Genomic DNA, 21,531 nt, shown 5'->3' on the forward strand with positions numbered 1-21,531 from the left:
CGACGGTCTCAGTTCACGGCGGACGTCGCTTCGACATGTCGCGGTAAGGTCACCCTAATCCGGGTTCCGCGTTGGTGCTCGGGGTCAGCCGGGCTGTCGATGGTGATCTGTCCATAATGCTCTTCAACGATGGAATAGACCAGCGCGAGGCCCAGTCCTGTTCCTTCGCCCGGATCCTTGGTGGTGAAGAAAGGTTCGAACAAGCGGTCCATGATGGCTTTCGGAATGCCGCTGCCTTCGTCTTCGACGATCAGATCGACCGTGTGTTCGGAGGCCTCGCTTTTCACGCGCACTGCACTGCCGGCGGGTGATGCGTCGCGGGCGTTGGACAGCAGATTGATCAACACCTGTGCAAGACGTTGTGGATCGCCGTCCACCCAGTGGTTGGGGTTGCAGAGGTTATAGAACTGCACTTCGAAATTGCGCCGGTTCAGCGCCAGCAGACCAATGGCATCCTGCGCCACCTCCGCCAGGCACACGGGCTCGTCGGCGTGTTGATGTCCACCGGCGTGGGCGAAGCTCATCAGTGACTGCACGATGCGGGAGACGCGCTTGGTCTGTTCGATAATCTGGCTGCTGATTTCCGTCAGCTCACTGTCTTCTTCGCGTTCTTCGCGCAGGTTCTGCGCCAGGCAGGCGATGCCGGTGATCGGGTTGCCGATTTCGTGGGCAACGCCGGCAGCCAGTCGACCAATGCTCGCAAGCCGCTCGGAGTGCACGAGTTTGTCCTCGAGCATCTGGGTATCGGTCAGGTCTTCCACCAGAATCACCAGCCCGCTGTTACCCGGCGCGAGCGGCTCGTCGATGGCCGCCTTGTGCAGGTTGAGCCAGCGAGTCTGACCGTCGAGGCCCAGGCGCTGCTTGTGCAAGTGTTCGTCAGGAACGTTGATGAAACCCAGCAGCAGCTGCTTCCAGGGATCGACGATGGTCTCGAGCCGTGACCCGACGACGCGCTGAGCGCCGATGCCGGTCAGCTCTTCCATGGCCTTGTTCCACATCAGGATCTCCTGATCCTTGGCCAGGGAGCACACACCCATCGGCAGTTCTTGCAGGGTCTGGCGGTGATAACGGCGCAGGGCGTCGAGTTCTGCCGCCAGGCCGGTGAGGCGGGAGTGGTAATCCTCGAGGCGGCTTTCGATGAAGTGGATGTCCTCGGTGACGTAGTTCTCACTGCCGGATTTGTACGGCAGAAACGTCTCGACCATGTCCTGCGCAACACTCGGCCCCATCAGCCCGGAGAGGTTGGCCTCGATACGGTCGCGCAAACGCCGCAGCGCATAAGGCCGGCGCTCGTCGAATGGCAGATAAAGATCCCGCAGCGCCTGTTCGACTTCCTTCTGCGCAGCCTTCGCGCCCAGGGGTTTGGCCAGCTGGGTGGCGAACTCCTGAGGGGAGGCCGCGTGCAGTTCGCGACGCTGTGGGCGGCGAACGTTGTCTACCGCGCAGGCCTCGGCCGCGCTTGCCTCTTCGGGGCTGGGATTGCTGAACAGTGAAATCAGGGTGAACACCAGCACGTTGGCCGCCAGAGAAGCGATGGCTGCCATGTGCCAGCTGGTGTCATCCAGCACGTAAATCATGTTCAGCAGCGGAATGTAGAACCCCTGGAAGTCGCCGATCAGCGGCAGCAACATGCTGATGGTCCAGACCGCGATGCCTGCGATGAGCCCCGCCATGAAACCGCGTCGGTTGGCGGCCGGCCAGTACAGCACCGACAGCACGCCGGGTAGAAATTGCAATGTTGCCACGAAGGCGACGATGCCCAGATTCGCCAGATTCTGCTTGGCGCCGAGCAACAGATAGAAGCCAAAGCCGGCCATGATGATCGCGACAATCAGGCCGCGCCGTGTCCACTTCAGCCAGCGATAGATATTGCCTTCGGCTGGCGGCTGGTAAAGCGGCAGCACCAAGTGGTTCAGCGCCATGCCGGACAACGCCAGCGTGGTGACGATGATCAGTCCGCTCGCTGCGGAAAGTCCCCCGATATAGCCGAGCAACGCCAAGGTCTTGCTGTGCGCGGCGATGCCGATGCCCAGGGTGAAATATTCAGGGCTGGTGGTGGCGCCCAGTTTCAACCCTGCCCACAGCACCAGGGGTACCGCCAGACTCATCAGCAGCAGAAACAGGGGCAGACCCCAACTGGCGCTGACCAGCGAGCGGGGGTTGAGGTTTTCAGTGAAGGTCATGTGATACATGTGCGGCATCACGATGGCTGAGGCGAAGAACACCAGCAGCAGCGTCCGCCATGGGCCTTCCTGCAGGGGTGTGTGCAACGCCGCCAGTGCGCTCTGGTTTTGCAGCAGCCATTGCTCCAGGCTCTGCGGTCCATCGAACACGCCGTACAGGGCGTACAGACCGATGCCGCCGATGGCGACCAGTTTGATGACCGACTCGAAGGCGATGGCGAACACCAGCCCTTCGTGTTTTTCCCGGGTGGCGATGTGACGCGAGCCAAAGAAGATAGTGAACAGCGTGATGAGCGCGCAGAACGCAAAGGCCACGTAGTTGCGCACCGGTTCCCGGGTGAGAATGCCGATGGAGTCGGCCACGGCCTGGATTTGCAGTGCCAGCAATGGCAAGACGCCGATCAGCATGAAGATGGTCGTCAGCGCGCCCGCCCAAGTGCTGCGAAAGCGGAACGCAAACAGGTCAGCCAGTGATGAGAGCTGGTAGGTGCGGGTGATCTTGAGAATGGGGTAAAGCAGGACGGGGGCGAGCAGGAAAGCGCCGGACACCCCCAGATAACTCGACAGAAAACCGTAGCCGTATTCGTAAGCCAGCCCCACCGTGCCGTAAAACGCCCACGCACTGGCGTAGACGCCAAGTGACAGCGTGTAGGTCAACGGGTGACGAATGATCCAGCGCGGGATCAGGCCACGTTCACTGACCCAGGCAACGCCGAACAGCAACGTCAGGTAGGCGGCACTGACCAGAATCATCTGGGTCAGGCTAAAGCTCATCGGCATCTCGTTGGCTCTGCAGAATGAAGGTCACGACGATCAGGATCAGCCACAGCATGTAGGGCCTGTACCAGGCGCCCGTGGCGTCGATCCACCAGTCCATGATGGCGGGGGAGAACAGATAGATGCCCACCACCAGCAGCAGGACCAATCGATAAATATACATTTGGCCTCCCAGGTTGACTGACCAGACGATGACGGAGCGGCATGGTAACGGATGGCGATGGGGCTGCAAGCGACGTTTCCGCCAGCTTTGTGCTCCCTCAACATGAATCGGTGGCGCGAGCTCAGTCTATTCGAGCTTCCTCGATAGCACCTAGGCGGGGTATCGAATCGGCGTTCCAGTGGGCAACGGCCCAATCCAGTACCTCTCGAGGTGTAGCGTCATCCAGTTCACCTGGCGTCTCTTGGCCCAAGGCCCGCAGCCCCCGGAGCAGCAACGGCGTGGCCTGGTCCGGCGGCAGTGGCGGCGATCGGTAGGACTTACCCAGCTTATGACCATCGGGCTGGGTGATCAGCGGCACATGAAGGTAGCGCGGTTGCGGCAAGCCCAGCAGTTCTTGCAGGTACAGCTGACGTGGCGTGGAATCGAGCAGATCTGCGCCGCGTACGATGTCGGTCACTCCTTGCCAGCCGTCGTCGAGGACAACCGCCAGTTGGTAGGCGTAAAACCCGTCCCGGCGACGAATGATGAAATCTCCCGAATCGCGCCCCAGATGTTGACGAAACTCCCCCTGTACCCGGTCTTCGAAACGGTATTCCAGCTCAGGCACCCGAATCCGGATGGCCGCATCCTCGGGTGGGTGGCCCGCATTACGGCAAAAACCCGGGTAAATGCCGTTGTAGCCTTCCAGTTGCTTGCGCGAACAGGTGCACGCGTAAGCGAGGCCTTGGCTGAACCACCGATGGATGATTGCCTGGTAAGCCTCGTGCCGGTCGCTTTGCCTGACCAGTTCGCCGTCCCATTCGAATCCGTAGGCGTCGAGGGTGTGGAGTATTCCTGCCTGGGCACCCGGGACCTCGCGGGGAGGGTCGAGATCTTCCATGCGCATCAGCCATTTTCCACCGACCGAGCGGGCGTCGAGATAGGAGGCCAGGGCTGCTACCAGAGAACCGAAGTGCAGATAACCGCTGGGGGTTGGCGCAAAGCGCCCTATATAAGAAGGGGTTTTCATGGGCGCTGATGGTACTGGAAATAAAACGTACGAAATACCGGAGGACATGTCATGGCGTGTGGGAAAGCGCTACGCCCCGGTAGGGCGCTTTCCAGCCCACGCCGTCGGGTGCCCGGTCGGTCTTCAGACAAACGAAAAAGGACGCCGAGGCGTCCTTTTTTTACTGGATCAACAGGATCATTTACCGACCTGTTTTTCCTTGATTTCAGCGAGACTTTTGCAGTCAACGCACATATCGGCCGTTGGGCGGGCTTCAAGGCGCTTGATACCGATCTCGACGCCGCACGATTCGCACCAGCCGTATTCCTTGTCCTGAATCAGCTGCAGCGTCTTGTCGATCTTCTTGATCAACTTGCGCTCACGATCACGGGCGCGCAGTTCCAGTGCGAATTCTTCTTCCTGGCTTGCACGGTCGGCAGGGTCAGGGAAGTTAGCGGCCTCGTCCTTCATGTGAACAACCGTGCGATCAACTTCTACCATCAACTCCTGTTTCCACTTGGACAGGATCTTGGTGAAGTGCTTGCGCATGGGGTCGCCCATGTATTCCTCACCCTTCGTCGCGACGTAAGGTTCGAAACCACTGATTGCCGGGGTGCTCTTTTGCTTTTCTTCGGTGGGCATGAACGGACCGCCTCTCACTCTTCTAAGCCATTACACAGGTTAAGATCCATCGCCGACACCTGCCGGCCCTGCGGCTGCAAGCGGGCGAACTTACCAGATCGAATCGGAGCGCGCTACTCCCGGTTGTCGAGGATGGCCTGCAACACGCACGTGGACTATGACCACAGGCTGAGCCCCCGGTTTTATCTATTTTGCAGCGCGTCGAGTTTAGTCCCTGCGCCCGCAAGCCCCGGGTTTTCCGGACTGTCGGCTGCAAGTCACTGCCGTCAAGGCGGATAAACGCTGTAGCCCGCTCGGGCGGATGAGTAGAATCGGCCACTTGTCTCGCCACCCCTCACCAAAGGAAGGCCCATGCCACAGCCCTACAGTGCGCGCAGCCGCGCCATAGAACCCTTTCATGTCATGGCGCTGCTGGCGCGGGCGAATGAACTGCAAGCGGCCGGGCATGACGTTATCCACCTGGAGATCGGCGAGCCGGATTTCACCACGGCCGAGCCGATCATCAAGGCCGGTCAGGCGGCGTTGGCCGCTGGCAAGACCCGTTACACGGCGGCCCGTGGTCTGCCGGAATTGCGCGAGGCGATCGCGGGCTTTTACGCGCAGCGTTACGGCGTGAATGTCGATCCGGGCCGGATCCTGATTACGCCGGGCGGTTCCGGTGCGTTGCTGCTGGCGGCGAGTCTGCTGGTCGATCCCGGCAAACACTGGCTCCTGGCCGATCCGGGTTACCCGTGCAACCGGCATTTTCTGCGCCTGGTGGAGGGCGCCGCGCAGTTGGTGCCCGTGGGCCCGGACGTGCGTTATCAACTGACGGGCGATCTGGTCGCCCAATACTGGAACGAGGACAGCGTCGGTGCGCTGGTGGCTTCCCCGGCCAACCCGACCGGGACCTTGCTGCACCGGGACGAACTCGCCGCGCTTTCGGCGTCGCTCAAGGCGCGGGATGGCCACCTCGTGGTTGACGAGATCTATCACGGCCTGACCTACGGCACCGACGCGAGCAGCGTGCTGGAAGTCGACAACGATGCCTTCGTGCTGAATAGTTTTTCCAAGTATTTCGGCATGACCGGTTGGCGACTCGGTTGGCTGGTTGCGCCCGAGGCGGCGGTCGGTGATCTGGAAAAGCTGGCGCAGAATCTTTACATCAGCGCGCCGAGCATGGCGCAAAGTGCGGCACTTGCCTGTTTCGAGCCACAGACCCTGGAGATCCTCGAGCAACGTCGTGCCGAGTTCGCCCGACGTCGCGATTTCCTGCTTCCGGCGCTGCGCGAACTGGGCTTTACCATTGCCGTGGAGCCCGAGGGCGCCTTCTATCTATACGCAGACATCAGCGCGTTCGGCGGCGACGCGTTCGCGTTCTGCCATCACTTCCTGGAAACCGAGCACGTGGCGTTCACACCCGGGCTGGATTTCGGTCGGTACCGCGCCGGCCACCATGTGCGCTTCGCCTACACCCAAAGCCTGCCTCGCCTTCAGGAAGCGGTCGAGCGTATAGGCCGTGGTCTTCGGAGCTGGCAAGGCTGATGCGTTTCTCTCCTCCCCTTGAAGAAGGCCGGCTGATTCAGCGCTACAAGCGTTTCCTCGCCGACATCGAAACCGCCAGCGGCGAACTGCTGACGATTCACTGCCCCAACACGGGCTCCATGTTCAATTGCATGATGCCGGGGGGCCGCGTCTGGTTCAGCAGGTCCAATGACCCCAAGCGCAAGTTGCCGGGCACCTGGGAAATCACCGAAACCCCACAGGGTCGGCTCGCCTGCGTTAACACTGCGCGCGCCAACAGGCTGGTGGAAGACGCACTTCTGGCCGGCGTAATCACGGAATTGGCGGGGTTTACGGCGCTCAAGCGCGAAGTTGCCTACGGTCAGGAAAACAGCCGCGTCGACTTCCGGCTGGATTATCCAGAGGGCCCGCTGTACCTGGAAGTCAAAAGCGTGACGTTGGGCTTTGATGACAGCCGTGTCGCTGCGTTTCCCGACGCGGTCACTCAACGCGGCGCGAAGCACCTGCGCGAACTGGCGGCCCTGGCCCGGGAAGGCGTGCGTGCGGTGTTGCTGTATTGCGTGAATCTGACAGGCATTGATGCCGTGCGGCCCGCTGCCGAAATCGACGCGGCCTATGCTGCTGCCTTACTTGACGCAAATGCGGCGGGGGTTGAAGTCCTTGCGTATGGCGTGGCGCTCACCCCTGACGAGGTGCGCATTGATCGGCGTCTTGAGATTCACCTCACCCAGACGCGCCCGCTCAGTCCGCTGCCACCGGGTTGATCCAGATGCCCTTAGCGTCCTCGTCGCAGGCGATAGCCCTGAGGGACTTGCCCTCGCAAGGGCCGGCTACGCACTCGCCGCTTTCGATGAGGAACAGGGCACCGTGAGTGGCACACTGGATCAGACTGGCGCTGGCATCGAGAAACTCATCGGCCTGCCATTCCAGCGCCACCCCGCGATGGGGGCACCTATTGGCGTACACATACACTTGACCCGCTCGCCGGACGGCCAGAATCCTGAGTTCATCAACCTCGAACCCGAGGCTTTTGCCTTCCATCAGCGCAGCGCTGTCGCACAGGTATTTCAGCATGGTCTCCTTGGCGCTTGACGCTCAAATGCAAATAATCATCAAATTCCAGGCCCTGGCAGGCTGCGCATTCTGCCAGCAGTCGAACCCGCCAGTCGATGAACGAAATCCAGCCAGTCGCGCCTTGAGGTGATCGACTGCGCCTTCCTTTATAGGGGACGCACCTTTTTATGCGCTTCACCTCTCAACTGATCGCGCTGAGCCTGGCCTGTTTGCTGGCGATGTGGGCGTCCCTCGCGCTCGGGCCTGTCAGCCTGCCGATGATGGATACTTTGCGCGCGGTTCTTCATCTGATGGGCATGCCCTTGGCGGAGGACAACTTGCAGCAGGCGGAGCTGATCGTGGGCCAGATCCGCCTGCCCCGTACGTTGCTCGGGCTGGCGGTGGGGGCTGTGCTGGCCTTGTCGGGCGTGGCGATGCAGGCTTTGTTTCGCAATCCCCTCGCCGACCCCGGTCTGGTCGGGGTTTCCAGTGGCGCGGCATTGGGCGCGGCGGTGGCCATCGTTGCCGGAGCATCGCTGGGCGGTTTACCTGAGCCGTTCCAGCCGTATTTGCTGTCAGTCTGCGCATTTGCCGGTGGGCTTGGCGTGACCGCAATCGTCTATCGGCTGGGACGCCGCGAGGGCCGAACCAGCGTCAGCACCATGCTGCTGGCGGGTGTAGCAATGACGGCGCTGGCCGGCTCAGTCATCGGCCTGCTCACGTATATGGCCGACGACGCCAGTCTGCGGACGCTGACGTTCTGGAACCTGGGCACACTTAATGGTGCCAGTTACGCACGGCTCTGGCCTCTTTTGCTGGTTTGCGTGGCGGTGATCCTCTGGCTGCCGCGCCGAGCCAAGGCGCTCAACGCGCTTCTGCTTGGAGAATCGGAAGCGCGCCATCTGGGCATCGAGGTCGAACGCCTCAAGCGTGAGCTGATTCTGTGCATCGCCCTTGGCGTCGGGGCTGCCGTCGCAGCGGCGGGGCTGATCGGCTTCATCGGCCTGATCGTGCCGCACCTGGTGCGACTGCTGACCGGGCCGGACCACCGCTTTGTCCTTCCCGCCTCAGCGCTGGCAGGGGCAACACTGCTGCTCGTCGCAGACATCTTCGCCCGATTGGTGATGGCGCCGGCGGAGCTGCCAATCGGAATCGTTACCGTGTTCCTTGGCGCGCCGTTTTTTCTTTTCCTGCTGGTTCGAGGCCGTCGCTGATGTTGATCGCTAATAACCTCGGCATCGTGCGCGATGGCAAACAGGTGGTCGCCAACATCGACTTGGCGTTGGCGCCCGGTCAGATGCTCGGCGTGCTGGGGCCCAACGGGGCCGGCAAAAGTTCGCTGATGGCTGCCCTGTGCGGCGAGCTTGCCCCGACTCACGGTCACGTGGTGCTGGACGACATTCCCCTGAATCAATGGCGCGGCCACGAACGGGCGCGTCGGCTGGCGGTACTGCCGCAGAGCTCGACATTGGATTTCGCGTTCAAGGTCGAGGAAGTGGTTGCGATGGGCCGCTTGCCCCATGACAGCGGTCAGCAATGTGACGGAGAGATCATCCAGCACGCCCTTGCGGCGGCCGATGGGCTTCACCTGCTCGGTCGCAGCTATCTGACGCTGTCGGGCGGCGAGCGTCAGCGGGTTCACCTGGCACGGGTGCTGGCGCAGGTGTGGCCGGGCGAGGAGGGCCAGATTCTCTTGCTGGACGAGCCCACGTCGGCGCTCGACCCGCTGCATCAGCACACCACGCTGTTGGCCGTTCGTGCCTTCGCCGACCGTGGCGGCGCGGTGATGGTGATCCTGCATGACTTGAACCTGGCAGCCCGTTACTGCGATCAGCTGTTGCTGCTGGCGCAAGGGCGCGCACATCTATCCGGCACACCAGAGCACGTGCTCACGCCTGAGGCGCTGAAGTCGGTGTTCGGTCTGGATGTTCTGGTGCAGCCTCATCCCGAGCGTGGGCATCCGCTGGTGATCGCTCGCTGAATGGGCTCGTGTCGATGTGCATCAGCTGCCTTTATCGATGCAGCAGCCCCGTTTCCATTGCCTGTGCGGGCAATGTCCTTCGGACAATTCTTGTAATCACGTAGGCCTGCTCTTTTGCGTCTTTGTGACCGTTCAGGCACAGCCGTTCTCGATTATCGTCGCCTCAAGCCAAGGTATCGAGGATGTGTAATGAACGACTTAAACGAAGCGATTGACGTGCATGCGGTCGATGCGTCATTGGCGCAACTGGCTATAGGCCTGATGGAATTGGCTTCGTTGAATGCCGATGACACGCCGGAAAAGATCATTGCGTTGTGTCATCGAGCCCTGACACCTGTGGGGCATGTTGCCGCCGTCTGTGTAATGCCCCGATTCGCAGGACTGGCGCGGCGCACCCTCGACAGCCTGCATGCGCGGGAGGTCAGCGTCGTGGCTGCGGTTAACTTTCCGAGCGGTTCGCCTTCTGTCAGCTCGGCCGAGTCGGAAACCCAGGCAGCAATTCTCGCGGGTGCCGACGAAATCGATCTGGTCTATCCCTTCCATGCGCTGCTTGGCGGGGACAGACAGATTGGCGCGGACATCATTAACGCCTGTAAAGCCAGATGCGGTCGTGCCGCATTGACCGTCACGCTGGAAACCGGCGTGCTGCGTGATCCGCAGGTCATTCACGGCGCAAGCTGTGTGGCAATTCAGGAGGGCGCCAACTTTCTGAAAACCAGTACGGGGAAACAGGTCCTCAACGCGACACCCCAGGCCAGCCGGATTTTGATTGCTGCCATCGCCGAGTCAGGCGCGCATGTGGGCATCAACGTCTCCGGGAATGTACGGACGCTCAAGGAAGCGCGGGTTCACATGGATCTGGTCAAGGCACGATTTGGCCCACGCTGGCTTGAGCAGGGGAGACTGCGGCTCGGGGCGACCAGCCTGCTGGATGATTTGTTGGGCCACTTGGGAGTAGGGCCCTGAATCCCAGGCAAAAAAAGACCCGGCAAAGAGCCGGGTCAAAAACCGTGATTAGCCTGATGAGGAGATAATCTGAGAGTCCGAACCAAGGAGCCTTTCAGGTTATCGACCAGTCTCGCGACCGGATGTGATAATCATAGTGATTCTCATTTGTAAGTCAACAGCGTTCTGCAGACTATTTTACTTATGGAATGTGGCGTTCCCGGATTAGCCCAGAACTGGCGTTCTTCAGTTCAGTGTCCATGGAATCTTTGTGCGCCTGGGGCAGCTCGGCCCAAGGGCGATCTGACAACGCGCCTTCCAGTGAGTAGAGCAGCGCTTTAGAGGCCCGGAATCCCCTGACCTGAACGGCCCGGTAGGCCTGAATTGCGCCGAGTCGCCGCAGATCAGCAATCGTGTGAATACCCGCAGCGTGAAGCCATTGAACCGAGGTCCTCCCCAGGTTCTTCATGCCCAACAATTCGTCATCCATGTGCAAACCCATCCTGTGGTTCCATGTAATAACTTCTCCATAGGCTCGACATAAACTGAAAAGGCGAGCCATGCCGTTTAGCGTAGACGACGCCGAATCAATCTGCAGAGTGTTACCACTCGAACGCGGCGTACGCCGCCGAACGGTAGGATCAGGTTGGATTGGATAAGCAGGCGAGGGCAGGCCCGACATGGCGGCGCATGCAGGGCGAGAGGTTAGAGCGAGGCTTAGCGGGTGCGATAGCGCAGGCGAGTACCGAAATTGACTGACATAAGAATCTCGTCAGCACTGAGCTCTGGCGGGAAGTACGCCCCGGATATCTGTGCATGGGCGATGCTTGCACCTTCAAGTTGGCTCGTCCGGAAGTCAACGCCGCGCAAGTCCGCCGACCTGAAGTAAGCATCAGTGAAGTCGATGCGGTCGGCGTCGATCTCACGCAGATCCAGGCCGCGGAAATCGCCTCCAGAAAGATCAACAGGGCCCTGCTTAGGGCGTTCGAGGTTGAAGGCGGTCACATCGTCTTTTCGCAACAGTGCGAACAGAGGCGAGTCGAGCTGTTTGGGCTGGTTCATTTGACGTCTCCATTGTTGGTATTCTGACGCCACTATAATGCCACCTACGTCGAGCCGTGAAGCGTTATCCATCACGACTCGACCGCTGGCGGATGCGGGCTATCAGAGCCCCGGGAGATGCTGACGAATGTCGGCGACCAGCTTGTCCAGATCACCACTGAGGTTGGTCTCGACGTGGCGGCTGCGCAATATTTCATCAGCGGTCAGCGCCTCGCGACTGGCCAGCTGCGCTTCAATGACTTCCATGGTTGCGTCCGAAGGATCATCATTTTGTGCCCGACGTTGCGCCAGCCAACCCTCGATAACCGCTTTTGGCGCGGCGCAGTCAACGATCAGAAAAGGAACGCCCATTGCCTCGGCAATCTGCGCAGTCGCCTGACGCTGCGGGAGCTTCAAATAGGTTGCATCGATGACCACCGGCAAGCCTGCGCGGAGCACGACACCCGCCAGCTCATTCAGACGCTGATAAGTAGCCGCGCTGACGTCGGCGGAATACAGATCTTCATGGTCGGCGAATGCACGCTTGCGCTCGACATCTGAACGCAGACGGATCGCCCCCAGCGCTTCGACCAGGCGCATCGCAACCTGACTTTTGCCGACCGCGGAAACGCCATGGGTGATGGCCAGAAAATTCGACGGAATCGCGCTATAGCTCTCGGCCAGGTTGGCGTAATTGCGATACTGGCGCAGTGTCGCGGCCCGTTGCACCTGATCGGCGTCGGCATTCAGGCTAAACAGCGCCACTTTGGCGCGGACCAGTGCCCGGTAGGCCTTGTAGAAATTGAGAAGCTGAAGTCCCGCATAGTCGCCGGTCAGTTCGAGGTACTGACTGACGAATCGACGGGAAAGGCTTTTCAGGCCGCGATCCTCAAGGTCCATGGCCAGGAAGCCGATGTCGGCATAGACATCTGTCATGCGGAAGGGCTCGTTGAACTCGATGCAGTCGAAAATCACCACCTTGCCATCGATCAGAGTTGCATTGCCCAAGTGGATGTCGCCATGGCACTCGCGGACAAATCCGTCGAGCTTGCGCTGGTTCATCAATGGCTTGAGGCGCTCGAAACTGCTGTTCGCCCATGCCTCCAGCGCTTCAAGTTGGATGAGGTCAGACTTTTCGCTGAGGAAGGGCAGAATCTGCTCAAAATTTTGCGTGACCGGCGCCATTGCGCTGTCGGCGCTGCCGAGGGGGTTTTCCATCGGCACCTTGGGCGACTTGCGATGAAACTCGGCGATCTGCCGGGCCATGTCGTCGATGTGCGCGGTGGTCAGTTCGCCCTTTGCTTGCAAGGTGCTGAGCAAGCCGTCCTGCGGGAACTGGCGCATTTTCAGCACGTACTCGATCGCTTCACCTTCACCATTCAGCTGCGGAGCGTCGATGCTGCCGGTAACAGGCAGCACTTCCAGGTACAGATCGTCCGTCAGGCGCTGGTTCAGCATCAGCTCCTGCTCACAGAAATGCTGGCGCGCCGGCAGGTTGGTGAAGTCCAGAAAACCGAAATTGACCGGCTTCTTCATCTTGTAGACGTACTGGCCGGTGAGGAGCACCCAGGAAATATGCGTCTCGATGACCTGAAACTGTTCGACCGGGTGAGGAAACAGGGCGGGGTTTTGCAGCGCGGCTATCAGTGTCTGGCTCACGGACGATCCTTGAAAGGTGATAAGGCGATAGAGAAGTAGCGAAAGGCGGCCATTATGGCCGCTGGAGCCATTGCTGCAAACCGCTTAAAGGGCGGTCTGTCGGGGGCTTTGAAAGTGCGTATAATCCGCCGCCATGACCCGATCCCGCACCCCGAAAAAATCCCCCAAACCCACCAACAGCCGCCTGCGCAGCCTGTTGGGCTGGGCCCTGAAACTCAGTCTTGTCGGGCTGGTGATCCTTGGCTGCTTCGCCGTTTACCTGGATTCCATCGTCCAGGAAAAATTCTCCGGCAAGCGCTGGACCATTCCGGCCAAGGTCTATGCACGGCCACTGGAGCTGTTCGTCGGCCAGAAGCTTTCACGCGATGACTTCCTTCTGGAGCTCGATGCGCTGGGCTATCGTCGTGAAGGTGTGGCCAACGGGCCGGGCGCTGCCGCGGTCAACGGCAACACTGTCGATCTCAACACCCGCGGCTTCCAGTTCTATGAAGGCGCTGATCCGGCTCAGCAGATCCATGTGCGCTTCTCCGGCGATTACGTCGCGGAACTGAGCGCCGCCAATGGCGCCAAGCTTGCTGTCGCGCGGCTTGAGCCCCTGATGATCGGCGGCTTGTATCCGAAGAATCTCGAAGACCGGATTCTGATCAAGCTCGATCAGGCGCCGCCTTATTTGCTCGACACGCTCGTCACCGTCGAAGATCGGGATTTCTACCATCACTTCGGCGTATCGCCGAAGGGGATCCTGCGAGCTTTCTGGATCAACGCTTCCGCTGGCCAGATGCGCCAGGGCGGATCGACGCTGACTCAGCAACTGGTCAAGAACTTCTACCTGACCAACGAGCGCAGCATCACCCGCAAGCTGACCGAAGCGATGATGGCAGTTCTGCTGGAGATTCATTACAGCAAGCAGGAGATTCTCGAGGCCTACCTCAACGAAGTGTTCGTGGGGCAGGACGGCCAGCGCGCGGTCCACGGCTTTGGTCTGGCGAGTCAGTATTTCTTCAGTCAGCCGCTGTCGGAGTTGAAGCTGCATCAGGTCGCCTTGCTGGTCGGTCTGGTCAAGGGGCCTTCGTATTACAACCCGCGCCGCAATCCCGAGCGTGCGCTGGAGCGTCGCAATCTGGTCCTCGATCTGCTTGAACAACAGGGTGTCGCCACCCCCGAAGTGGTTGCGGCTGCGAAGAAGATGCCGCTTGGCGTGAGCAAAGTCGGATCGCTGGCCGACAGCTCGTTCCCGGACTTCCTCGATCTGGTCAAACGTCAACTGCGTCAGGACTACCGCGACGAGGATTTGACCGAAGAGGGCCTGCGGATCTTCACCAGTTTCGACCCTATTCTGCAGATGAAATCCGAAGCTGCCGTGCGCGAAAGCTTCGCCAAGATTTCCGGCCGCAAAGGCGCGGACGAGATGGAAACGGCCATGGTCGTGACCAATCCGGAGACCGGCGAAGTCCAGGCGCTGATCGGCAGCCGCCAGGCAGGCTTCGCGGGTTTCAACCGGGCGCTGGATGCCGTTCGGCCGATCGGGTCGTTGGTCAAGCCGGCCATCTATCTGACCGCTCTCGAGCGTCCGCAGCAGTACTCGCTGACCAGCTGGATTCCCGACGAGCCTTTTCAGGTGAAAGGCGCCGACGGCCAGATCTGGAAACCGCAGAACTACGATCACAAAGCCCACGGCAACATTTTCCTGTATCAGGGCCTGGCGCATTCCTACAACCTGTCCAGCGCTAAGCTGGGTCTGGACCTGGGCATTCCGAATGTCTTCAAAACCCTGACCAAGCTGGGCGTCACTCGCGAGTGGCCGGCGTTCCCGTCGATGCTCCTGGGGGCTGGCGCGCTGACGCCGATCGAAGTGGCGACGATGTACCAGACCATCGCCAGCGGCGGCTTCAACACGCCGTTGCGCGGGATTCGCAGCGTACTGACCGCCGAAGGGGAGCCGCTCAAGCGCTACCCGTTCCAGATTCAGCAACGTTTCGACCCGGGTTCGATCTATTTACTGCAGAACGCCATGCAGCGGGTGATGCGCGAGGGTACGGGTAAATCGGTGTACAACGTGCTGCCGAGCACCCTGAATCTGGCGGGCAAGTCAGGCACCACCAATGACTCGCGCGACAGCTGGTTTGCCGGCTTCAGCCAGGACTTGCTGGCGATCGTCTGGATGGGCCGCGACGACAACGGCAAGACGCCGTTCACTGGGGCTACCGGCGCACTGCAGATCTGGACCAGCTTCATGAAGAAAGCCGATCCGCTGCCGCTGGACATGGCGATGCCTGATAACGTCGTGCAGGCCTGGGTCAATGCCAGTACCGGCGAAGGCACCGACGCCAGCTGCCCGAACGCCGTACAGATGCCGTATATTCGCGGCAGTGAGCCGCAACCCGGCCCGACCTGCGGTGGGGCAGCAGCGCCTGCCGATTCGGTGATGGACTGGGTCAAGGGCTGGTTGAACTAAGCCTGGTTGAATTAAGCAAAGAGGATGTGACGTGAACAAGTGGTGGATTCCGGCTGTAACGGCTCTGGCTTTGCTCAACGGTTGCGCGTCCCAGACGCGCAGTGCGATTCCGGTGGTCGATTCAGGGTCACGCGTTTCAAACGGCGAGCGCGTTTCGTCTACTCGCAGCAACACCTATCGCGCGCCGGTACAGGCACCCGCGCAGTCGCAGACGATTCAGGAAGATTCTGGTGTCACGGTCATGGTACCCGGCGGCGCCAACGCCAGTGGTGCGCCTATTTCGACGTTCGTGCCACCCGCTACGGCGCCGATCAGCACTGCGCCGGTTAATCAGGCCCCAGTGAACAATACGTACACACCGCCGCCAGCGACCAGCAATACCTACAACATGCCGGCCTCGGCGCCGACTGGCATTCCGTCTGCGTCCAGCGGCGGGTTGTCAGAAGACGAGCAACTGGATGGGCCGGTGCTGGCGTTGCTCACCACCGCTCAGCAGCAGCAGTCCGGTGGCGATCTCAACGGCGCATCATCGAGCCTTGAGCGTGCTCAACGTGTTGCCCCCCGTGAGCCCCAGGTCCTCTACCGTCTGGCGCAAGTGCGTCTGGCCCAGGGCGATGCGCCTCAGGCTGAGCAATTGGCCCGTCGTGCTCTGACCTACGCCAACGGTCGCGCGAGCCTTCAAGCCAGTCTTTGGGGCCTGATTGCCCAATCGCGGGAAAAGCAGGGTGACGCCGCCGGTGCAGCGTTGGCGCGGCAGAAAGCCAATGGATAAACGCTTTCCGAAAATCGCTGACCAGTTGCTGTTGATCGAGCGCGAATTGCGAGTCTTGGGATGGTGGAAGGAAGTGCCGCCCAGCGACGAGTCGCTGTCGAGCCGTGAACCCTTCTGCGTCGACACGCTGGATTTTGATCAGTGGCTGCAATGGATCTTCCTGCCACGCATGAAGATCATCCTTGAGCAGGATATGCCGTTGCCCACGGCATCCGGCATTCTGGAAATGGCGGAGATGGTTTACGCCAGCCGTATCCGCGAAGCGCGCAACCTGCTGGCGCTGCTGAAAGACTTCGACCGGTTGATTACCGAGGCTGTCTGACCCTCAGTTGCATTGATCGTCGAGGTACTGCTTGACCTCGACGATGCGCGCCTGCCGCTCTTCTTCCGTGAACCGCCTGAACTCGCCATTCACCTCCTGCCGTACCCGAGGGTTGTTCTGCAGTTGGGCAAGGTTGGTTCGCTGTTCGTCGCACGCTTCTTTGCGCTTGGCTTCCTGAGCGGCAACCTGTTTTCTGACCTTGGCATCGACCGCCTCCTGCTCCCGTGCTCCCTCCTGGTTCTGCGGCGGCGGGGCAGGTGGGGCGGAGACGGGGCTCCCTGTATTGATTTCCTGTGCTGTCTGCCCGGCAGGCGGCTGGGCGTCGAAATGCGTGACGCCCTGAGCGTCCACCCATTTGTATATCTGCGCGGCCTGGCCGACCGCCGGGGCGACGGCCAGTGTCAGCGTCGCTGCAAGAATCATCCAGCGCATTCCCGGTTCCTTACTTCTGTGGCAATGGCCGGAAACCTATCACAAGCGGCGCGCTGCGACCTCATTCGGTGCCTTTTGGCGGGCAGTGGACGAAGAAAGCGCATCGATGACTTGACTTGAGAGGGGCGAATCCGAACAATCCAAAGTTCGCTGTAGAGGGACTGCCAGAAGCAGACCGTCTCGGTAGATCATGAGGCGCACACCCGCGCCGACCCGTAACACCCGCAACGCGTTACCTCGCGCTGGGTGGGAAGACCCCGAAACACTTAAGGGGCGATCCCAATACTTGCTCAGTCAGTGCTGACGTAGTCGGCGACCACCGTCGCTCATGCTCTGCTTTGCAGTAAACCTATTAAGACCCGTCTCCTCGCTTGTGTGGACGGTATTCTGGCGTTTTAGAGGTGAACAACGTGGAGCTTTTATCTGGCGCTGAAATGGTCGTCCGCTTTTTGCGTGACGAAGGCGTAGAGCACATCTACGGGTACCCTGGCGGTGCCCTCCTGCATATATACGACGCGCTGTTCAAAGAACCGGCTGTGAGCCATATCCTTGTTCGTCACGAACAGGCCGCGACTCACATGGCTGACGGTTACGCCCGCGCCACCGGCAAGGCAGGCGTTGTGCTGGTGACTTCGGGTCCCGGCGCAACCAATGCCATCACCGGTATCGCGACCGCCTACATGGATTCGATTCCAATGGTGGTGCTGTCCGGTCAGGTCCCGAGCAACATGGTCGGTACCGACGCGTTCCAGGAAACCGACATGATCGGTATCTCCCGGCCAATCGTGAAGCACAGCTTCATGATCAAACACCCGTCGGAGATCCCGGAAGTCCTGAAGAAGGCGTTCTACCTGGCCCAATCCGGTCGTCCTGGTCCTGTCGTCGTCGATATCCCGAAAGACATGACCAACCCGGCAGAGAAGTTCGAATACATCTTCCCCAAGAAAGCCAAGCTGCGCTCCTACAGCCCGGCGGTCCGCGGCCATTCCGGCCAGATCCGCAAGGCCGTGGAAATGCTGGTCGCGGCCAAGCGCCCGGTCATCTACGCAGGCGGCGGCGTGATCATGGGCAACGGTTCGGCGCCATTGACCGAACTGGCGCAGCAATTGAACGCTCCGGTCACCAACACGTTGATGGGCCTGGGTGCTTATCCAGGCACCGATCGCCAGTTCGTCGGCATGCTGGGGATGCATGGCAGCTACACCGCCAACCTGGCGATGCACCACGCCGATGTGATTCTTGCGGTGGGCGCGCGGTTCGACGATCGCGTGATCAACGGGCCGGCGAAATTTTGCCCGAACGCCAAAATCATTCACGTCGACATCGACCCGGCGTCCATCTCCAAGACCATCAAGGCCGACGTGCCAATCGTCGGGCCGGTCGAGAGCGTGCTGACCGAGATGGTTGCGACCCTCAAAGAGCTCGCCGAAACCCCTAACAAGGAGTCGGTCGCGACGTGGTGGAAGCAGATCGAAGAATGGCGCGCCGGCGGTGACCTGTTCCCTTACAACCGTGGCGACGGAAGCGTCATCAAGCCGCAGACTGTGATCGAGACGCTGTGCGAAGTGACCAAAGGCGATGCCTACGTCACCTCCGATGTGGGGCAGCACCAGATGTTCGCGGCTCAGTACTACCGCTTCAACAAACCCAATCGCTGGATCAACTCCGGCGGCCTCGGCACCATGGGCTTCGGCCTGCCGGCCGCGATGGGTGTTGCGCTGAGTTTCCCGAATGACAATGTCGCCTGCGTCACCGGCGAAGGCAGCATTCAGATGAACATTCAGGAGCTGTCGACCTGTCTGCAGTACAACCTGCCGGTGAAGATCATCCTGCTCAACAACGGCGTGCTCGGCATGGTCCGTCAGTGGCAGGACATGAGCTACAGCGGTCGTCACTCGCATTCCTACATGGAGTCGCTGCCTGACTTCGTGAAGCTGGTCGAGGCTTACGGGCACGTCGGCATGCGCATCACCGATCTCAAGGACCTGAAGCCGAAGATGGAAGAAGCGTTCGCCATGAAAGATCGGCTGGTGTTCCTCGATATCAAGGTCGATGTCGGCGAGCACGTCTATCCGATGCAGATCAGAGACGGGTCCATGCGTGACATGTGGCTGAGCAAGACGGAGCGGACATAACCATGCGCCACATCATTTCGCTATTGCTGGAAAACGAACCGGGTGCGCTGTCTCGTGTGGTCGGCCTGTTTTCGCAGCGCAACTACAACATCGAAAGCCTGACAGTGGCGCCAACCGAGGACCCGACCCTGTCGCGTCTGACGCTGACCACCGTTGGCCAAGATGAAGTGATCGAGCAAATCACCAAGAACCTCAACAAGCTGGTCGAAGTGGTCAAGCTGGTCGACCTGTCGGAAAGCGCCCACATCGAGCGCGAGCTGATGCTGATCAAGGTGAAAGCCACTGGCGCCCAGCGTGCCGAGATCAAGCGCACCACCGACATTTTCCGCGGCCAGATCGTCGACGTCTCCAGCAGCGTCTATACCGTGCAGTTGACCGGGACAAGCGACAAGCTGGACAGCTTCATCCAGGCGATTGGCACTACTGCCATTCTGGAAACCGTACGAAGCGGCGTCACGGGCATTGCCCGCGGCGACAAAGTGCTGAGCATCTAACCTAATTTTGCAAATGGCCTTGCGGCCAAGTTATCAGGGGAATTTCATGAAAGTTTATTACGACAAAGACTGCGACCTTTCGATCATCCAGGGAAAAAAAGTTGCCATCATCGGTTACGGTTCTCAGGGCCACGCTCAAGCGTGCAACCTGAAAGACTCCGGCGTTGATGTTACTGTTGGCCTGCGCAAGGGTTCGGGTACTGTCGCCAAAGCTGAAGCTCACGGCCTGAAAGTGACTGACGTGGCTTCCGCCGTCGCCGCTGCAGACCTGGTCATGATCCTGACCCCGGACGAATTCCAGTCCCAGCTGTACAAGAACGAAATCGAGCCGAACATCAAGAAGGGCGCAACACTGGCCTTCTCCCACGGCTTCGCGATTCACTACAACCAGGTTGTTCCTCGTGCCGATCTCGACGTGATCATGATCGCGCCAAAAGCACCAGGCCACACCGTGCGTACAGAATTCGTCAAAGGCGGTGGCATCCCTGACCTGATCGCCGTTTACCAAGACGCCTCGGGCAACGCCAAGAACGTCGCTCTGTCGTACGCGTCGGGTGTTGGCGGCGGCCGTACCGGTATCATCGAAACCACCTTCAAGGACGAAACCGAAACCGACCTGTTCGGCGAGCAAGCCGTTCTGTGTGGCGGTACTGTTGAACTGGTCAAAGCCGGTTTCGAGACCCTGGTTGAAGCCGGTTATGCGCCGGAAATGGCTTACTTCGAGTGCCTGCACGAACTGAAGCTGATCGTCGACCTCATGTACGAAGGCGGCATCGCCAACATGAACTACTCGATCTCCAACAACGCGGAATACGGCGAGTACGTTACCGGCCCGGAAGTCATCAATGCCGAATCCCGCCAGGCCATGCGCAACGCTCTGAAGCGCATCCAGGACGGCGAGTACGCCAAAATGTTCATCGCCGAGGGCGCCAGCGGCTACCCGTCGATGACCGCCAAGCGTCGCAACAACAAGGCGCACGGCCTGGAAATCATCGGTGAGCAACTGCGCTCGATGATGCCTTGGATCGCGAAGAACAAGATCGTCGACCAAGCCAAGAACTAAGATCACCGATCAGGTTCCTGCAGTAAAAAACGCGGCCCTCGGGTCGCGTTTTTTTCGTTATGGGGGCTCATCTGGTATAAAGCTGCATCGTTTGTCGGCCCAGAGGCCACAAGCATTTGTCGAAATTCTTCAGCTGCAAGGTATTGTCCATGAGCGAACGTCCCGAAGAGCCGAACAAGGCTGCTGACGCCGAAAGCCTGCTACCGATTGATGAACACATTGAAGAGGGTCACGACGACGAGGGGCGCCAAGTGCGCCATCGCGGCATCTACCTGCTACCCAATCTGTTCACCACTGCGAACCTGTTCGCCGGCTTCTACGCAATCATCAGCGCCATGAGTGCGCAGAGTGCATTGAGCGCGGGTGATCAGGCGAGCGCGAGCAAATACTTCGCGTTTTCCGCCATCGCCATCTTCGTTGCCATGGTCCTGGATGGTCTGGACGGCCGTGTTGCGCGGATGACAAACACCCAGAGCGCATTCGGCGCAGAGTACGACTCGCTGTCCGATATGGTTGCTTTTGGCGTGGCGCCGGCGCTGTTGGCGTTTGGCTGGGCGCTGGGTGACATGGGCAAGGTCGGCTGGATGGTCGCCTTCATCTATGTGGCGGGGGCAGCGTTGCGTCTGGCCCGGTTCAACACCCAGGTGGGCAAGGCGGACAAGCGTTACTTTATTGGCCTGGCAAGTCCTGCCGCCGCAGGCGTTGTCGCGGGCACCGTCTGGGCGTTCAGCGATTACGGCATCCAGGGTTCGAAACTGTCGTTTCTGGTTGCACTATTGGTCGCGGCAGCGGGCATGCTGATGGTCAGCAACATCAAGTACAACAGCTTCAAAGAGCTGGATCTGAAAGGGCGGGTGCCGTTTGTTGCGATTCTGGCCGTCGTTTTGGTATTCGCTGTGGTGTTCAGTGATCCGCCGCGCATT

At 60.2% G+C, this 21,531-nt stretch carries 21 protein-coding genes (1 of these 21 running past the window's edge); 12 read left to right on the plus strand and 9 right to left on the minus strand.

What is annotated here, in order from left to right; translation table 11 throughout:
* Window positions 1-8: 8 nt before the first annotated feature.
* The 4 genes from M1E04_RS03405 to dksA all read right to left on the minus strand — a co-directional run bounded on the left by M1E04_RS03405 (window position 9) and on the right by dksA (window position 4,753).
* On the minus strand, window positions 9-2,963 hold the full coding sequence (locus M1E04_RS03405) for a sensor histidine kinase (protein ID WP_192135956.1): 2,955 nt from the start codon (window positions 2,961-2,963) through the stop codon (window positions 9-11).
* Window positions 2,947-3,123 carry a hypothetical protein gene (locus M1E04_RS03410; RefSeq protein WP_002552060.1) on the minus strand — a complete coding sequence of 59 codons (177 nt, stop codon included), beginning with the start codon at window positions 3,121-3,123 and terminating at the stop codon, window positions 2,947-2,949. Before M1E04_RS03410 ends, M1E04_RS03405 begins: the two co-directional genes overlap by 17 nt.
* A 121-nt stretch (window positions 3,124-3,244) precedes the next feature.
* Window positions 3,245-4,132, minus strand: a complete 888-nt coding sequence (gene gluQRS / locus M1E04_RS03415; protein ID WP_456292404.1) for a tRNA glutamyl-Q(34) synthetase GluQRS — start codon at window positions 4,130-4,132, stop codon at window positions 3,245-3,247.
* A 177-nt stretch (window positions 4,133-4,309) separates the two neighbouring features.
* Entirely contained in the window at window positions 4,310-4,753 is a 444-nt protein-coding gene (gene dksA, locus M1E04_RS03420) for an RNA polymerase-binding protein DksA (protein ID WP_065988293.1), read from the minus strand.
* 351 nt (window positions 4,754-5,104) lie between these two features.
* Here dksA and M1E04_RS03425 point away from each other — a divergent pair, with 351 nt between their 5' ends.
* Window positions 5,105-6,277, plus strand: coding sequence for a pyridoxal phosphate-dependent aminotransferase (locus M1E04_RS03425; protein WP_192135958.1), 1,173 nt, complete (start codon window positions 5,105-5,107; stop codon window positions 6,275-6,277).
* Window positions 6,277-7,020, plus strand: a complete 744-nt coding sequence (sfsA, locus tag M1E04_RS03430; protein ID WP_456292405.1) for a DNA/RNA nuclease SfsA — start codon at window positions 6,277-6,279, stop codon at window positions 7,018-7,020. The genes M1E04_RS03425 and sfsA overlap by 1 nt, the downstream gene beginning before the upstream one ends.
* On the opposite strand, the gene M1E04_RS03435 is transcribed toward sfsA, so the two are convergent.
* Window positions 6,998-7,327 carry a Rieske (2Fe-2S) protein gene (locus M1E04_RS03435; RefSeq protein ID WP_456293145.1) on the minus strand — a complete coding sequence of 110 codons (330 nt, stop codon included), beginning with the start codon at window positions 7,325-7,327 and terminating at the stop codon, window positions 6,998-7,000. The genes sfsA and M1E04_RS03435 overlap by 23 nt on opposite strands.
* Window positions 7,328-7,539: 212 nt before the next feature.
* Here M1E04_RS03435 and M1E04_RS03440 point away from each other — a divergent pair, with 212 nt between their 5' ends.
* From M1E04_RS03440 to deoC, 3 genes are all read left to right on the plus strand, one after another.
* Window positions 7,540-8,523 (plus strand): FecCD family ABC transporter permease, encoded by a 984-nt coding sequence (locus M1E04_RS03440; RefSeq protein ID WP_456293146.1) that lies wholly within the window; start codon window positions 7,540-7,542, stop codon window positions 8,521-8,523.
* Window positions 8,523-9,290 carry a heme ABC transporter ATP-binding protein gene (locus M1E04_RS03445; RefSeq protein ID WP_410930677.1) on the plus strand — a complete coding sequence of 256 codons (768 nt, stop codon included), beginning with the start codon at window positions 8,523-8,525 and terminating at the stop codon, window positions 9,288-9,290. The genes M1E04_RS03440 and M1E04_RS03445 overlap by 1 nt, the downstream gene beginning before the upstream one ends.
* 189 nt (window positions 9,291-9,479) lie before the next feature.
* Window positions 9,480-10,256 (plus strand): deoxyribose-phosphate aldolase, encoded by a 777-nt coding sequence (gene deoC, locus M1E04_RS03450; RefSeq protein ID WP_296306039.1) that lies wholly within the window; start codon window positions 9,480-9,482, stop codon window positions 10,254-10,256.
* A 181-nt stretch (window positions 10,257-10,437) separates the two neighbouring features.
* On the opposite strand, the gene M1E04_RS03455 is transcribed toward deoC, so the two are convergent.
* The 3 genes from M1E04_RS03455 to M1E04_RS03465 all read right to left on the minus strand — a co-directional run bounded on the left by M1E04_RS03455 (window position 10,438) and on the right by M1E04_RS03465 (window position 12,935).
* Window positions 10,438-10,725: a TfoX/Sxy family protein gene (locus M1E04_RS03455; protein WP_455914784.1), complete on the minus strand. Its 288-nt coding sequence runs from the start codon at window positions 10,723-10,725 to the stop codon at window positions 10,438-10,440.
* A 227-nt stretch (window positions 10,726-10,952) separates the two neighbouring features.
* The gene (locus M1E04_RS03460; RefSeq protein ID WP_065988287.1) at window positions 10,953-11,297 is read right to left on the minus strand and encodes a pentapeptide repeat-containing protein; all 345 of its coding nucleotides are present in this window, start codon (window positions 11,295-11,297) and stop codon (window positions 10,953-10,955) included.
* Window positions 11,298-11,399: 102 nt separating this feature from the next.
* On the minus strand, window positions 11,400-12,935 hold the full coding sequence (locus M1E04_RS03465; protein WP_456292406.1) for a bifunctional aminoglycoside phosphotransferase/ATP-binding protein: 1,536 nt from the start codon (window positions 12,933-12,935) through the stop codon (window positions 11,400-11,402).
* Window positions 12,936-13,068: 133 nt separating this feature from the next.
* Here M1E04_RS03465 and mrcB point away from each other — a divergent pair, with 133 nt between their 5' ends.
* The 3 genes from mrcB to M1E04_RS03480 are packed head-to-tail and all read left to right on the plus strand — an operon-like array spanning window position 13,069 to window position 16,484.
* On the plus strand, window positions 13,069-15,390 hold the full coding sequence (mrcB, locus tag M1E04_RS03470) for a penicillin-binding protein 1B (protein ID WP_410930680.1): 2,322 nt from the start codon (window positions 13,069-13,071) through the stop codon (window positions 15,388-15,390).
* Between the two features lie 31 nt (window positions 15,391-15,421).
* Complete coding sequence (locus tag M1E04_RS03475) at window positions 15,422-16,162, plus strand: tetratricopeptide repeat protein (RefSeq protein ID WP_065988284.1); 741 nt, start codon at window positions 15,422-15,424, stop codon at window positions 16,160-16,162.
* Window positions 16,155-16,484 (plus strand): YqcC family protein, encoded by a 330-nt coding sequence (locus M1E04_RS03480; protein WP_065988283.1) that lies wholly within the window; start codon window positions 16,155-16,157, stop codon window positions 16,482-16,484. Before M1E04_RS03475 ends, M1E04_RS03480 begins: the two co-directional genes overlap by 8 nt.
* 3 nt (window positions 16,485-16,487) lie before the next feature.
* Here the strand turns inward: M1E04_RS03480 and M1E04_RS03485 are convergent, their stop codons facing one another.
* Window positions 16,488-16,916, minus strand: coding sequence for a DUF4124 domain-containing protein (locus M1E04_RS03485; protein ID WP_065988282.1), 429 nt, complete (start codon window positions 16,914-16,916; stop codon window positions 16,488-16,490).
* A gap of 410 nt (window positions 16,917-17,326) precedes the next feature.
* On the opposite strand from M1E04_RS03485, the gene M1E04_RS03490 reads away from it, so the two are divergent.
* The 4 genes from M1E04_RS03490 to pssA all read left to right on the plus strand — a co-directional run.
* Window positions 17,327-19,051, plus strand: coding sequence for an acetolactate synthase 3 large subunit (locus M1E04_RS03490; protein ID WP_192135969.1), 1,725 nt, complete (start codon window positions 17,327-17,329; stop codon window positions 19,049-19,051).
* Window positions 19,052-19,053: 2 nt separating this feature from the next.
* On the plus strand, window positions 19,054-19,545 hold the full coding sequence (gene ilvN, locus M1E04_RS03495; protein ID WP_065988281.1) for an acetolactate synthase small subunit: 492 nt from the start codon (window positions 19,054-19,056) through the stop codon (window positions 19,543-19,545).
* 46 nt (window positions 19,546-19,591) lie between these two features.
* Window positions 19,592-20,608: a ketol-acid reductoisomerase gene (gene ilvC / locus M1E04_RS03500; protein ID WP_065988280.1), complete on the plus strand. Its 1,017-nt coding sequence runs from the start codon at window positions 19,592-19,594 to the stop codon at window positions 20,606-20,608.
* Between the two features lie 149 nt (window positions 20,609-20,757).
* Window positions 20,758-21,531, plus strand: the 5' portion of a protein-coding gene (gene pssA, locus M1E04_RS03505; protein ID WP_065988279.1) for a CDP-diacylglycerol--serine O-phosphatidyltransferase. The gene runs 75 nt beyond the window's last position; only the first 774 of its 849 coding nucleotides appear in the window; it begins with the start codon at window positions 20,758-20,760; its stop codon lies beyond the right edge, outside the window.

It is taken from the genome of Pseudomonas sp. AK106 (assembly GCF_053903055.1).

Excerpts from the sequence above, each read along its gene's own strand:
- M1E04_RS03405 (WP_192135956.1), bottom strand. The coding sequence starts at position 2,963 with ATGCCGATGAGCTTTAGCCTGACCCAGATGATTCTGGTCAGTGCCGCC.
- M1E04_RS03410 (WP_002552060.1), bottom strand. The coding sequence starts at position 3,123 with ATGTATATTTATCGATTGGTCCTGCTGCTGGTGGTGGGCATCTATCTG.
- gluQRS (WP_456292404.1), bottom strand. The coding sequence starts at position 4,132 with ATGAAAACCCCTTCTTATATAGGGCGCTTTGCGCCAACCCCCAGCGGT.
- dksA (WP_065988293.1), bottom strand. The coding sequence starts at position 4,753 with ATGCCCACCGAAGAAAAGCAAAAGAGCACCCCGGCAATCAGTGGTTTC.
- M1E04_RS03425 (WP_192135958.1), top strand. The coding sequence starts at position 5,105 with ATGCCACAGCCCTACAGTGCGCGCAGCCGCGCCATAGAACCCTTTCAT.
- sfsA (WP_456292405.1), top strand. The coding sequence starts at position 6,277 with ATGCGTTTCTCTCCTCCCCTTGAAGAAGGCCGGCTGATTCAGCGCTAC.
- M1E04_RS03445 (WP_410930677.1), top strand. The coding sequence starts at position 8,523 with ATGTTGATCGCTAATAACCTCGGCATCGTGCGCGATGGCAAACAGGTG.
- deoC (WP_296306039.1), top strand. The coding sequence starts at position 9,480 with ATGAACGACTTAAACGAAGCGATTGACGTGCATGCGGTCGATGCGTCA.
- M1E04_RS03455 (WP_455914784.1), bottom strand. The coding sequence starts at position 10,725 with ATGGATGACGAATTGTTGGGCATGAAGAACCTGGGGAGGACCTCGGTT.
- M1E04_RS03460 (WP_065988287.1), bottom strand. The coding sequence starts at position 11,297 with ATGAACCAGCCCAAACAGCTCGACTCGCCTCTGTTCGCACTGTTGCGA.
- mrcB (WP_410930680.1), top strand. The coding sequence starts at position 13,069 with ATGACCCGATCCCGCACCCCGAAAAAATCCCCCAAACCCACCAACAGC.
- M1E04_RS03480 (WP_065988283.1), top strand. The coding sequence starts at position 16,155 with ATGGATAAACGCTTTCCGAAAATCGCTGACCAGTTGCTGTTGATCGAG.
- M1E04_RS03485 (WP_065988282.1), bottom strand. The coding sequence starts at position 16,916 with ATGCGCTGGATGATTCTTGCAGCGACGCTGACACTGGCCGTCGCCCCG.
- ilvN (WP_065988281.1), top strand. The coding sequence starts at position 19,054 with ATGCGCCACATCATTTCGCTATTGCTGGAAAACGAACCGGGTGCGCTG.
- ilvC (WP_065988280.1), top strand. The coding sequence starts at position 19,592 with ATGAAAGTTTATTACGACAAAGACTGCGACCTTTCGATCATCCAGGGA.